The organism is Nostoc sp. (genome assembly GCF_036917395.1).
Classification (GTDB): domain Bacteria; phylum Cyanobacteriota; class Cyanobacteriia; order Cyanobacteriales; family Nostocaceae; genus Nostoc.
On record NZ_JBALDI010000029.1, the window covers coordinates 251494 to 264654 of the forward strand.

Genomic DNA, 13161 nt, shown 5'->3' on the forward strand with positions numbered 1-13161 from the left:
ATCGCTCGTGACCAAGTAGATGTCTGTTGTAAAAGTACTGGTTGATCAAATTTATATTGAATATTCATAGGTCAAAGTGCTGTGTTCTATGTTCTAAGCCTGAGTTTCCAAGTTATAATCTCGACATTTCGAGTTCTGAGGTTGAGGTTTTGAGTTCTGAGGTTGAGGTTTTGAGTAAAAAGGTTGAAGTTCCAAGTTCAAAAGTCGAAGTTCCAAGTAAAAAGGTCGGAGTTTTGAGTAAAAAGGTCGAAATTCCGAGTTCAAAGGTCAAAGTTCCAAGTTCAAAGGTCGAAGTTCCAAGTTCAAAGGTCAAAGTTTTGAGTTCAAAGGTCGAAGTTCCGAGTTCAAAGGTCAAAGTTCCGAGTAAAAAGGTTGAAGTTCCGAGTAAAAAGGTCGAAGCAATAATATTTCCTCCTAACTCCTGCCCCCTGCCTACACTTTCGCTTCTTATTGCTGATACAAACAGTAGTAATAACCTTTGAGCGCCATCAATTCTTCATGAGTTCCCTGTTCTACCACAGCACCTTGATCCATCATCAAAATGACATCGGCATTGCGAATTGTGCTGAGGCGATGAGTAATGAAAAACACTGTTTTATCTTGGAAAGCTTTCGCTAAGTTACCGCAGACTTGGGCTTCAGCATTGTAGTCCAACGCACTAGTAGCTTCATCAAGAATCAGTAATTGCGGATTTTGCAGAACAGTACGAGCGATCGCTACTCGTTGGCGTTGTCCTCCAGACAGTCCCGAACCTCGTTCGCCCACACGAGTGTTATAGCCACTGGGTAGAGACATAATAAAGTCGTGGGCAAATGCTACCTTAGCGGCGGTAATAATTTCTTCATCGCTAGCATCAGGATATCCCAAGGCAATATTTTCGCGGACTGTGCCATCGAATAGTAGGGTATCTTGTAACACCATACCAATTTGACGACGTAAGGAATAGAGTTCTACTTTACTGATATCGTAGCCATCAATCAAGATTTTGCCGGACTTGGGTTCATAAAGTCTGGGTAATAATTTTAGCAGTGTGCTTTTACCGGAACCGCTTTGACCAACAATTCCGATAAAGGAGCCTGTAGGAAAATCTAAATTAATATTAGATAGTTGCATCGGCCCATGTTCCGAGAAACTGAAGCTGAGATTTTCAAAGCGGACACTACCTTGAATACTGGGCATGAGGATATTTTGACAGTTGCCGATTTCTGTTTCTTGGGGAGTGTCTAAAATATCAGCAAGGCGTTGCAGAGATAAAGCGGTTTCTTAGAAGTTCTGCCAAAGTTGCATCAGGCGTAACAAGGAACTGGTGACATAACCAGCCAGGATGCGGAAAGCAATGAGTTGTCCCAAGGTGAGTTGCTGATTGAGGACGAGAAAAGCTCCCACCCACAGCACTAACATACTAGAAAACTTGTTGAGAAAACTGCTAACAGAACTGGCGGTAGTTTGGGTAGAGACTGTTTTGAAACCAGCGCTGATGTAACGAGCATAGCGTTCTTGCCATTGCCAACGCGATCGCATTTCTAAATTTTGCGCCTTGACTGTCTGCATTCCCCCCATCAATTCGGCGGCGGCGGCGCAAAATTGCAGAGATATACTACCTTTGTGTTCGTGCTGCTTTATCAACACCCGTCCTAGTGTATCTCTGCGCCAGGAAATATTAAAGTATTGGCTTAACATCTGGAAGCAAGCTAGGGAAGCATCGCAGTTTCAGATGGAATACCCCGTACATGACTTACCCAACCCAAAACCTCTCCTGGTGAGAGTAACTTCAGTGTCGCCGGATTTTGTGCTTGGGAATTGTAGCTTAATAAACGCGCTTGTCCTTGGTAAATAATGCTAATTTGATCGGGCATAGCTTCCCGTGCTACTATTACCTGACCGATCCGGTAGCGGAAGAATTGCACCTTGAAAAAGTCTTATAACTCACCGTTCGCGTCATTGAGAATGAATTTAATGAAATAAGGGATGTGTGAACAATCAGGCGAAAGCTTGCGTGAGGCGATCGCTTGACGCTACTTTGGCCAGAAACCATAGTCCCTTACAATCAGTGGTAGTTCCTGTACTTTCCATTGTCTTGTTGACCACTAAATTTTTGATGCGCGTGTGGGCTGCTGTACAGTGTCTTTAATTATGAATTATTCGGTCAAATAGCCATGCCAAAGCACCATCAACATCAGTAACCTGCTCACCTGGCGGTATGGCTGGACGATTTACCATAACAACCTTCACGCCCAGTTCTCGTGCTGCAATAATCTTGGGCTTTGTTGCATCACCACCGCTATTTTTACTCACTATGGTATCAATCTTGTGATCAATCAGGATTTGCCTTTCATTATTGAGAGTAAAGGGCCCGCGATCGCACAATATCACTCCCGGTGGCACTAAAGCATCATCGGTAGGAGGGTCAATCATCCGCATCAGAAACCAAATTTTCTCGCAATAAGCAAAGGCGGCGAGTTCTTGCCTCCCGACTGTCAAAAATACGCGCTGTGCTTGGTTTGCTACAGATGCGGCGGCGGCTTCAATACTGTCAACTTCAATCCAGCGATCGTCACTTCCTTTTTCCCAAGGCGGGCGGATTAACATCAGACGGGGTACTCCGACTTCAGTTGCAGCATCTGCCGCATTCAAGGATATCTGAGTAGCAAAAGGATGAGTTGCATCAATTAATAAGTCGATTTGCATTACTCGTAAATAGGTAGCCAATCCAGCTACACCACCAAAGCCTCCAACCCGTAAATCGCCCAATGGAACTGATGGTTCACGGGTACGCCCGGCTAGAGACGTGATTGCTTCTAACCCTTGGATAGTCGCCACTCTGGCTGCTAGTTCTGCGGCATCTCCCGTCCCACCCAGAATCAAAACGCGGATCATTGAGATAAAGGTGGAATCTTTGCCAAAATGCCCTTCTTCAGAGCTTCTGGACGCTCTGACCAAGGCAGTAAACCATCTGCTTTAACATAGTATTGACTAGCACATTCTAGTACCGCAGATGCACTACTATCGACGGCTAAATCACCAAATAAATATGTTAATTTGCCTTTGGCAGCAAAAGCAACTACACAGGAACGATTACAAGCACTCATGCATTCAACTTCCTGAATTGGGAATTGATCTCGTAAATCCCAATCTTGTGCAAGCTGCTGAAGTTGGTGTAGAAGTTTTTGACCACCACTTTCACCTAAGCGTTTTTTATCTTGCCAAACGCTAGCACAAGTTTTGCAAACAAATAAAGTATGGTCAGCAACACCCAAGGGACTAGTTGGGGAAATATTTTCAGTAGTCATCTGTACCTCGCACATATGTGGAACTGATAAATCTATTTCGGCGGACATCCTGACTCACTCAATTTGGGATTTCCGATTACATCTCAAATTGGTTCACAGTTGCTCCCAAGCGCCGGATTTGCACCGAACTTTAAGAGTTACCTCTGGTAGCTGCTCCCTACCAGAACCGAATAACCTTATTGATCATACACTAGGCTCATCTAGCAAAAGGATATTACCAATCCTAGAAACCCGTTGTTGCTACAGGTGCAAGATGTCAAATTATAGAGTTAGCCTGATTTTGGTCTTTATCTTGCCCTCTCAGAGGAATATATGCTATTATTGATAATTGTGTGGTTAAGGACGTATAGCTCAGTTGGTTAGAGCGCTACGTTGACATCGTAGAGGTCACTGGTTCGAATCCAGTTACGTCCATTTGTGTCCATATTGACAGATAAATGTCCGCGTTGACAAATTAGTTGTACAGTGACTAATTATTTGTCATCTGCGGCTTCAACCTAATATGCAAAACCAAGTTGTAGCTCGTTTTCGTCACCGTAGTGATGCAGAAGCTCATCTACAAGTTTTACACCGACTAATCCCAAATGTGAGTTTTACACTAATTTTCAATGTAGTGCTGGAACAGCAAGACCAAACCGCATAAAATACTACTTGCAAAACTTAATACCTTCCTCAATTGCCGAAATGCCGTTTAGTAGCGATCGCCACTGTTAATATTGACTAACAGATTCTTACAGAATTGGTGTGGGTATATTTTGGCAGTTTGAGGATTCACGATGGCAAGCCTATCGATACTGGACATCGAAGAACTAGCAGAGGGCTGTGACGTTGAGGCCAAACGGGCATCAGGTAGGGATGGACAAGGTGAACTACCTAAAAGTTTCTTTGAGTCTTATTCCGCAATGGCTAACACCTACGGTGGTGTTATTTTTTTAGGTATTGAAGAAAAACCTAAAGGGAAATTTAGTCTCACAGGTATTGCCGTTCCAGATCGCGTCCTCAAAACCCTTTGGGATGGGCTTAATAATCGCCAGCAAATCAGTATTAATTTGCTGACTGATAAAATGGTTGAAGTAATCGCAGTACAAGACAAGCAAGTAATTCGCATTGCCGTTCCGCGAGCCAAGCGATCGCAGCGTCCAGTGTATGTAGGGCAAAATCCTTTAACAGGTAGTTATCGAAGGAACTACGAGGGAGATTACCTTTGCGATGAAGAAACTGTTAAACGGATGCTCGCAGAACAAGTGGAGGAAGTGCGGGATGCTCGGTTACTCGAAAACTACGGTTTTGATGATATTGACCCGAATACCCTTAAAGCATACCGAAATCAATTTAAAGCTACTAAACCCGATCATCCTTGGCTCGATCAAGATGATAAGGAATTTTTACAATCGATTGGGGGTTGGCTACGCGATCGCCAAACAGGCAAAGAAGGATTGACTGTAGCAGGCTTGTTAATGTTTGGCAAACTCCCGTCAATCCTTGAGGGAGTGCCTCACTATGTAGTGGATTATCAAGAACGTCCAGAGCCAAGAACAGAGGCTCGCTGGGTCGATCGTGTCACTACAGATGGAACATGGTCAGGAAATTTGTATGATTTTTACCGTCGAGTTATCCAAAAACTGTTTTCAGACCTCAAAGTTCCTTTCAAGCTTAAAGGAGCAAAACGAGTAGACGATACACCAGTACATGAAGCCTTACGTGAAGCGTTAATAAACACACTAATCCATGCAGACTATACAGGGCGAGTGCCAATACAGATTATTAAACTCCCCGATATGTTCTTATTTCGTAACCCTGGAGTAATGCGACTGCCTCTTGAAGATGCATTACAAGGTGGTACAAGTGATTGCCGTAATCGTAAATTGCAGAAAATGTTTCAGCTTATTGGTTTTAGTGACCAAGCAGGTTCAGGTATTCCCAAAATTTATTGGAATTGGAAACGAGAACATTGGCGATCGCCTGATTTGTTGGACAAAGTTGAACCCGATCAAACAATCTTGAGAATGCTTATGGTAAACGTGTTACCAGAAGAAACCCTTAAAGAGCTTGATGAGCGTTTTGGCTCTTCATTTAGAGAGTTATCTCATGACCAGCAACTTGCTTTAGCAACAGTGGCAATTGAGGGCAAAGTTACCCATACTCGACTCAAGTCGATGACAACAACTCATCCCCATGATTTAACAAAGGCTTTATGTGCGCTAGTAAAAGATGGTTTACTCGGCTCTGCTGGTGCTACTCGTGGCACATTTTACTTTTTTCTGGGGGAAGCATCAGACGCGGAAGTTGATTTGGTTGCTCAAAGCTATAGGTTAGTAGAACAAACCAGTCCGGATGATTTTTTCTCAGAACTAATAGCGGATGAAACCACCTCCGATGATTTGCCGTCAAGCTCCGATGATTTGGGGTTAAGCTCCGATGATTTGCCGTCAAGCTCCGATGATTTGGGCTTAAGCTCCGATGATTTGTCGTCAAGCTCCGATGATTTGGGCTTAAGCTCCGATGATTTGCCGTCAAGCTCCGATGATTTGGGCTTAAGCTCCGATGATTGGGAATTACTAATGGCGATCGCAGCAACTGTAAGAAATAAGGGCAAGGTATCAACAGATATAGCAGTAGCCATATGCGTTAGGACATATAACAGTAAACCAAAAAGTTTTTCCTCAAACAGCGCTCACTACAACCTTTGTAGCTTATGATACTTGGGAATACAGGAAACTCTAACAAGCAGACAGAGTACGTATTAAGATTACTTATAATTAGCTGATTGATGTTTTGTTAATGCTAACCAGATGGAATATAAATGCTTTCAACCAATTGATATTTACGCTGAATAGCTTGACATAAGAAGGCTAACATCTGTTTGAGTACAAAAACTGTGCGATAAATTAATCGACTACCTTTTCTCTTGCGACTGATTCTGAGCCAAAGAAGACTCACCCAGATATTAACTAGAAGAAAAGATCTGCCAACGAATAATAATCTGAAGACTGGATTTTTATTATTAGTTTTAATTCGACAAATATTTTGGAGTCGATAACTAGTTTCAATACCAAATCTTTTTCTATAATCTTGATAGATGTAATCTAGATTTGTTTTGACATTGTGAACAACATAAACAAAGTATTGAACTCCATGCTTTTTCCCCTTACCCTTCCTATATTTGCAGATAATCCATCAGTTAAATGTGACTGAATCATCTTGGTTTCTTGTAATCGTATAGGTAGTTTTATAACTTGTTCTGCCCTTTAAAAATTGTTTAATCCCCCCCTTTTTTCCCGTTTTAATAGCAGGCATCATAAATGGAATATCTAATGCTTGCAACCATCTAATTACAGAAGTATTAAAAAATCCCCTATCCAAATAGAGTTTTTTTACATTAATTTTAAGGGATTCAAGTTCTGCCAATAAATAAGTAATTATCGCAACACTGGTATCTAGTCGGCGAACACCCCTAACTGCAAAGGTTACACGCTTATTTTTGTTAATAACATATAAAGTTGCATAGGCATAAAATGAATGAGTACCAGATTTGGCTTGACTTCGATATATGTAGGGTAATTCTTCTGATGTTGGCTTACCATAATAGCAAATTAAATTTAAATCAATCGCTATTTTTAAACACCCTTTTTTTAATCATAAAGGAATTCGACTTTTTAAAGATTGATTTATTTGCGTTTCTAATTCATCAAAATTATTGATTTTATTGAGATGATATCTAATATCGTTGGCTGTAGGAACGTTCTTTAATAATTTGGCTGTATTCTCAATACTATCTCCACTGCTAGCAGCATGAGTCAGAATCTCAAACAAAGTTTGCTGGTCACATCTCCCCTGAGTTTCAATGGAGAAATTTTCTATTAAACACTCAATAACCTCATCAAGGGTTTCTGAGGCGGTTATTGCTAGTTCTTCTGATGAAACGATCAATTTTTTTAGTCAATATGCTACACACTACTCTCATCATTTCATTTTTGGAAATCTTTCAGGATGCTATAAGCATAGTTCATATTTTAAGTATTATATAGCACTTAATAACACGTAAGCTGAATTAGCGATCGCTCTTTGGGAAAAACTTTTTGGTTTACTGATAATATGATTAGCAGTGTTAAATATGTAGTTGAAATCTTTGCTCGATATTATGGCTAAATCCTATAGTTATGATTTCCGTCAAAAAGTGATTCAAGCAATTGAACTAGACGGCTTGAAAAAAAGCGAGGTGAGTGAACTGTTTAATATAAGTCGTAATACAATCAATTTATGGCTAGAGCGCAGGGCTAGAACAGGAGATTTTCAAGCAAACAACAAAAAAACACTCAGAAGCGATCGCAAAATAACTGATTCGCAGAAATTTCGTTCTTTTGTAAAAATGCATGGAGATAAGACCCAGAAAGAAATGGCTGAACTTTGGGAAGATGATATTAGTCAGAGGACTATCTCAAGAGCATTGCACAAAATTGGATTTACGCGAAAAAAAAGACTTATGGTTACAGCGAACGCGATGAACTCATGCATATAAAAGTTTTTAGAACAATTAGCTACTTGGTGTTCAACAGAAATAGTTTACGTAGACGAATCAGGAATGGATAACCGTGATGATTACGGTTACGGGTGGAATGAGCGAGGTGAGCGCTTTTATGATTTAAAATCGGGACAACGCAAAGGAAGAGTTAATATAATTGCTGCTTTGTGTAACCAACGCTTATTCGCACCATTTACTGTAGAAGGAGCCTGTAACCGAACAGTATTTGAGACTTGGCTCCAATCATGCTTAATTCCGAGCCTAACTCCTGGACAGGTTGTGATAATGGATAATGCAACTTTTCACAAAGGAGGAAACATTGAAAATTTAATTACAACAGCTGGATGCTTCCTTGTTTATTTACCTCCCTATTCACCTGACTTAAACAAAATTGAAAAATGTTGGTCATGGCTCAAGAGTCGAATTCGCAAGCAGATAAAAAACTTCGATAGTCTAGGAACTACAATAGAGGATGTCTTGCGTTTAGCGTCCTAATCTATCTGGCTACTGCTATATCTTGGAAACAACAATTCTCAAGCTTTGTCAAGGAAGGTTTTTGAACCATAAACAACTGAAAGAATTGTTAAATCGTTCACATAACACACTACGCCTTGGCTACCTGAGCAAGATGCAAAAGAAAGGTCAACTGGAATTACGATACCCTGAGAAACCTACTCACCCCAATCAGGGATATCGTACCAAAAAGTCAAGCAGTAGTGATTTTTAGGACTTAAGCACTTTTTTGTTACTTAGCCATCTCTGCAAACGGTGTTCGATACCTATGACAACACCCATCCTCCCATAAAGCTGGTATCTTAAACCTAGCCTCACACTTAGGATACTTGGAAAGTAAACGCAAATTGTGGCGATCGCATCCCCCCATTTCCTATAGATTCTCGTGTTAAGCTCTGGAGCGATCGCTAAATCCTCTGGTTGGCTTGCTCTTAGAAAGCTGTTTGTATCATACTTACAAAACTTACTAATTACTAAATTCCGAGCGACTTTAAGTAGTATACTTAAGGTTGACCAGAAGACCTGAGTTTGAGGTCAGAAACTGAGGAAGAAAATAAAGCAGGATTTAGGCTATAAGTAGTTGCGATCGCTTAACTCCAATGGAAGCATCTCAAATTTGTAAGAACATCAAATCTTCTGAAGATGGAGTCTCGTCCATCTTCAGAAGATTTGAGTTTACTCTCGGCTACAAAGTTATGTCCTTCAAAGGCGAGGTAAAAATTCAGATACATTCAAAGAGATGAAAAATTAGAGATTAAAAGAATTCTTTCCCAGTCCACAATCCCTTTTTATTGCAAAATATTTCTGATTCAGTAGTAGTAAAGTGAGTTTTGAAGGAGTATTTATGTCACAGTTGGAGCAAGCAGTGCCAGACACCTTTGTAGCCAAAGGCTTAGAAATCCCCAATATTTTCGACCGGGTTGAGGTTCTGGCCAAGGACTTTGCCACCCGTGCAGGAGTACACGACAAAGATGGTTCCTTTCCCTTCGAGAATTTTACAGCTTTACATAAGGCAGGATTACTCAGCCTCACCATTCCCCGTGAATTAGGTGGTCAAGGTTTAGGGCTACCAATTATCTGCCGAGTGATTGAAGGGATAGCGCGTGGCGATGCTTCGACCGCGTTAGTACTGACAATGCACTATCTCCAACATGCTCATGCCGCCCACAGCCGTCGCTGGCATCCAGAAGTATATAAGCGGCTGTGTCGTGAATCGATTGAAGGCATTGCCCTGCTCAATGCGGCCCGTGTCGAACCTGAGTTAGGGACACCAGCTAGAGGCGGATTGCCTGCCACAATTGCCGAACGGACAACAGAGGGTTGGCGTTTAACAGGCCACAAGCAATACACCACGGGCAGTCCTATCCTCAGTTACTTTGTTGTTTGGGCCCGGACAACTGAGGATGAACCACAAGTTGGGAGTTTTCTGGTTCCGCGCGATCTGCCCGGTTTGCAAATTGTCGAAACTTGGGATCACTTGGGGATGAGAGCTACAGGCAGCCACGATCTCATTTTGGAGAATGTATTAATCCCCTCAGAGTATGCCTTGAATATCAGCCCCATATCTGCTGCGCCATCCTTTGATCCACTGATTTCGACTTGGGGCAGTTTGACAGTGAGTGCTTTATATCTCGGTGTTGCTACTAGTGCGCGAGACTGGCTTGCTAAGTATCTTTGGGAGCGATCGCCTTCTAATCTCAAAGAGCCACTGGCAACTCTGCCACGCTTCCAAACTGCCGTGGGTGAGATAGAAGCACTGCTGTTTGCTAACAATAGATTGATTTATAGTTTGGCTGAAGATATCGACAAAGACGAGTATCAGCCTAACGTAGGATTACAGGCACAAGCTGTTAAATATCTAACTACAACTAACTCGATTCGGGCTGTGGAGATTGCCTTAGAACTGACAGGTAATCCTGGTCTATTAAAAAGGAATCCTTTAGAGCGTCACTACCGTGACGTTCTGTGCAGCCGTATCCATACACCGCAAAATGATGTTATTTGCCAATCATTAGGTAAGTCGGTGCTGAAAGTCAAGTGATTGGAGATCGAGGATTGGGGACTGAGTAAGAGTTTTAGCAGTCCCCAATGCCTAAGCCTCGATACCTAGTACTTTGTCAAATACTGCACTTAGCAATCGCATCATTAAAAGTAGTGTCCCACAGAGGTTTCACCCTAACCTTAGCTGGGAGGACGCCAGCTTCGGCAAAGGTGTCAGCTACTTCTTGCTGTGAGGCGATCGCTTCATCGGAGGTAGGGAGAACCTGAACATGGCGTTGTTTTTCTTCCTGCTTTGCTTGTTCTAGGACAATGCTTTCATCTATGCCGATAGCTGAAGCATAACTTTTTGCCCAGGTTTCCAAATTCGATTCGCGCCAAGCTTGCGACTTTTTAATCCTACAGAGGAAGTCAGCAATCGCAGCATTTTTGCCTGGATCTGCGATCGCGCTGGGAGCGGCTACAATCATGAAGTTACCACTCAAGATATCCTTTGCAGACTTCAGTTCCCTGGCACCATCCTTTTTAGCTTGGGGGATCGAATAACCGTAGGTAGCCCAGCCATCTAGATCACCTTTCCTGAAGGCAGAAAGTCCGTCGGGGATCGAGAGAGCGATCGCATCAATATCCTTCAAAGTCAGACCAACTTCCTTCAACATCTTGATTAAGAAGTAATGGGCTGTCGTAGCTTTGATGTAAGCAACTTTCTTACCTTTGAGGTCTGCGATCGTTTTAGCTGGAGAATTCTTTGGCACAAGCACAGTTTGTCCGATAGTTGGGCCTTTAGTGGCTGCAATAATCTTCACCGCATCCTGAGTCCCGATCGCAAAAATCGGTGGAGTCTCACTACACGATGCAATATCAATGGCATTGGCATTGATTGCCTGCACCATAAGATTACCTCCAGTAAACTCCGTGAACTGAGTTTTGTAGGGAAAATTATCTAGTCCAGCTAACTTCAACTGGAGATCCCAACCACCCTTAAACTTAGCAATGTGGAGAGTCACCCCCGATAAATCAACTGTTGGGTTGGAGGAAGTTTGAGTGGAAGTGTTAGTACAACTAGTTGCGGTTGCAATCAGTGCTGTAGTAGTGCCTGTCATCGCACCAAGCCACCGGAGTATCTGACGACGTTTATAGCGGGTAGTCACATGAACCTCGCATGACTAAATAGATCATTGTAGAGACGTTGATAATTGCTAGTACAGGTAGGCTTCAGTTTGCCTACCCTTAACAAGGGGATTTTGTCCCTTGTCTGCTGAATTGAGATGGTAGCTAGATTTACGCCCCCGCTGTACTAGTACAGCGGGGGCGTAAATAAACCACCCCTTCGGGTGACGCTCGCAGGCTCGCTCTAAGCGAAGCCATGCCGCAGGCTTTACGCTGCGCTAACGGCAGTTCCTCATGGGGGGAACCCCCTTGGCGCTAGCCTCTCCCTTTGGGAGAAGACCGGACTGCCTCACCATTCAAAATCAACAAAACCCTTATGCTGTATTCATTTTTAATTTTTAATTTTTAATTTTTAATTTTTTAGTATCCGGCTTCTTTGTTTACTACATTTCGTAACGGCTGACCAGCTTGGTAGCGCTTCAGATTATCGATAAATAACGCTATTGAACGTTGTTTACTTTTTGGTGAATGAGCGGAAGTATGAGGTGTGATAAAGATGTTAGGAAGTGACCACAAAGGACTTTCTGGTGGTAGCGGTTCTGAGTTAACTGTGTCTAATGCTGCACCTGCAATCCAACCTTCTGTGAGCGCTTTTATTAATGCCGATTCATCGACTACGCCACCACGAGCAATATTAATTAAATAGGCATGTTTTGGCAGCGATCGCAATACCGATTCATCAATAAATTCTTTGGTTTCTGGAGTTAGTGGTGTGGCAATAACTACATAGTCTACAGATGGAAGAAGCGATCGCCATTCATCAGCACCCACTACTTTATCAAAATTTGGTAGCTCTTGGGGATGACGGCGACTGCCAATAATTCTTAAGCCAAAGGGTTTAGCACGGGCGGCGATTTCTTGACCAATACCACCAGCACCAATAATTAGTAAGGTTGCATCTGTCAACTCTTCGATAGCGAAACCTCTTTTCCAGTGACGTTCTGCCTGTAAAGCATATAATTCTGGCAGGTGTTTGGCATGAGCCAGTATATAAGTGATTACAAATTCTGCGATCGGAATCCCATGCACTCCGGCTGCATTTGTGAGGATAATATCTCTTGACAAATAAGTTGGTGTCAGGATGTGATTCACGCCTGCATTTGGTGCATGATGCCAACGCAGTGCAGGTGCTGCTGCTATTATTTTATGCAGCGTCGGACTTCTGGATAAAAACCAACTAAAATAAACTTCAGCATCGCTAGCATCCCCGTCTAAATTTCCTTCAGCATCTACACTGACAACCTCTGTATCAGGTGGTAGATGAGGCTCAATATCAGCAACGAGTTCGAGCGGTAAAATCAATTTCATGGTAGATTACCTCTTTCCTATTTACAGGACTATTTATAGAAATTGCTTCTGTCTGATTAAGTACTTTTTGCTACTAATACAAATTTTGATAATTATTTTTAATTATAGATAAAATCCCTATAAATAAAAATGCCACCATGACATTTAACAGCCCCTTTCAACACTAGAATATACTCAGCTATAACAATCCTAAATCATTCGTGAAAATCTCTCTTTATTCTCTCTGCGTTCTCTGCGTCTCTGTGGTTTATTAGAAAAAAATTATTTTTCACAAATCATATAAAATTGTTATATTAGCAATATTGAGTCTCGAAGTAGCCTATTTTACCGCAGCTACCTCAAGCATTATATTAATCAATT

At 42.1% G+C, this 13161-nt stretch carries 11 protein-coding genes, 1 tRNA gene and 2 pseudogenes; 7 read left to right on the forward strand and 7 right to left on the reverse strand.

Features of this window, described 5'->3' with window-relative positions:
* Window positions 1-149: 149 nt before the first annotated feature.
* Window positions 150-482, forward strand: coding sequence for a hypothetical protein (locus V7K46_RS12045; protein ID WP_335113296.1), 333 nt, complete (start codon window positions 150-152; stop codon window positions 480-482).
* Here the strand turns inward: V7K46_RS12045 and V7K46_RS12050 are convergent.
* The 4 genes and pseudogenes from V7K46_RS12050 to V7K46_RS12065 form a co-directional block, all read right to left on the reverse strand.
* Window positions 448-1569, reverse strand: a pseudogene (locus V7K46_RS12050) (peptidase domain-containing ABC transporter); the annotation flags it as partial. The gene V7K46_RS12045 and the pseudogene V7K46_RS12050 sit on opposite strands and share 35 nt — an antisense overlap.
* Window positions 1570-1691: 122 nt before the next feature.
* Window positions 1692-1907, reverse strand: coding sequence for a hypothetical protein (locus tag V7K46_RS12055; RefSeq protein ID WP_335113298.1), 216 nt, complete (start codon window positions 1905-1907; stop codon window positions 1692-1694).
* Between the two features lie 220 nt (window positions 1908-2127).
* The gene (locus V7K46_RS12060) at window positions 2128-2877 is read right to left on the reverse strand and encodes a cobalt-precorrin-6A reductase (protein ID WP_335113300.1); all 750 of its coding nucleotides are present in this window, start codon (window positions 2875-2877) and stop codon (window positions 2128-2130) included.
* Entirely contained in the window at window positions 2874-3290 is a 417-nt protein-coding gene (locus V7K46_RS12065) for a DUF1636 family protein (RefSeq protein ID WP_335113303.1), read from the reverse strand. Before V7K46_RS12065 ends, V7K46_RS12060 begins: the two co-directional genes overlap by 4 nt.
* Window positions 3291-3630: 340 nt before the next feature.
* Between V7K46_RS12065 and V7K46_RS12070 the strand changes: the two genes are divergently transcribed.
* From V7K46_RS12070 to V7K46_RS12080, 3 genes are all read left to right on the forward strand, one after another.
* Window positions 3631-3704, forward strand: a tRNA-Val gene (locus V7K46_RS12070).
* Window positions 3705-3792: 88 nt separating this feature from the next.
* Window positions 3793-3933, forward strand: a complete 141-nt coding sequence (locus V7K46_RS12075) for a hypothetical protein (protein WP_335113305.1) — start codon at window positions 3793-3795, stop codon at window positions 3931-3933.
* Between the two features lie 133 nt (window positions 3934-4066).
* Window positions 4067-5989: an RNA-binding domain-containing protein gene (locus tag V7K46_RS12080; protein WP_335113307.1), complete on the forward strand. Its 1923-nt coding sequence runs from the start codon at window positions 4067-4069 to the stop codon at window positions 5987-5989.
* A gap of 85 nt (window positions 5990-6074) precedes the next feature.
* Here the strand turns inward: V7K46_RS12080 and V7K46_RS32025 are convergent.
* A pseudogene (locus tag V7K46_RS32025) lies at window positions 6075-7220 on the reverse strand (ISH3 family transposase).
* A 211-nt stretch (window positions 7221-7431) separates the two neighbouring features.
* Here V7K46_RS32025 and V7K46_RS32030 point away from each other — a divergent pair.
* From V7K46_RS32030 to V7K46_RS12100, 3 genes are all read left to right on the forward strand, one after another.
* Entirely contained in the window at window positions 7432-7809 is a 378-nt protein-coding gene (locus tag V7K46_RS32030; protein ID WP_442939833.1) for a helix-turn-helix domain-containing protein, read from the forward strand.
* 39 nt (window positions 7810-7848) lie between these two features.
* Complete coding sequence (locus V7K46_RS32035; protein WP_442939835.1) at window positions 7849-8307, forward strand: IS630 family transposase; 459 nt, start codon at window positions 7849-7851, stop codon at window positions 8305-8307.
* Window positions 8308-9169: 862 nt separating this feature from the next.
* Entirely contained in the window at window positions 9170-10366 is a 1197-nt protein-coding gene (locus V7K46_RS12100) for an acyl-CoA dehydrogenase family protein (protein ID WP_335113314.1), read from the forward strand.
* A 76-nt stretch (window positions 10367-10442) separates the two neighbouring features.
* Here V7K46_RS12100 and V7K46_RS12105 read toward each other — a convergent pair whose 3' ends face one another.
* Together V7K46_RS12105 and V7K46_RS12110 are read right to left on the reverse strand one after the other, a co-directional pair.
* Window positions 10443-11474: an ABC transporter substrate-binding protein gene (locus tag V7K46_RS12105; RefSeq protein ID WP_335113316.1), complete on the reverse strand. Its 1032-nt coding sequence runs from the start codon at window positions 11472-11474 to the stop codon at window positions 10443-10445.
* Window positions 11475-11853: 379 nt separating this feature from the next.
* The gene (locus V7K46_RS12110; protein WP_335113318.1) at window positions 11854-12801 is read right to left on the reverse strand and encodes a D-2-hydroxyacid dehydrogenase; all 948 of its coding nucleotides are present in this window, start codon (window positions 12799-12801) and stop codon (window positions 11854-11856) included.
* Window positions 12802-13161: the final 360 nt, after the last annotated feature.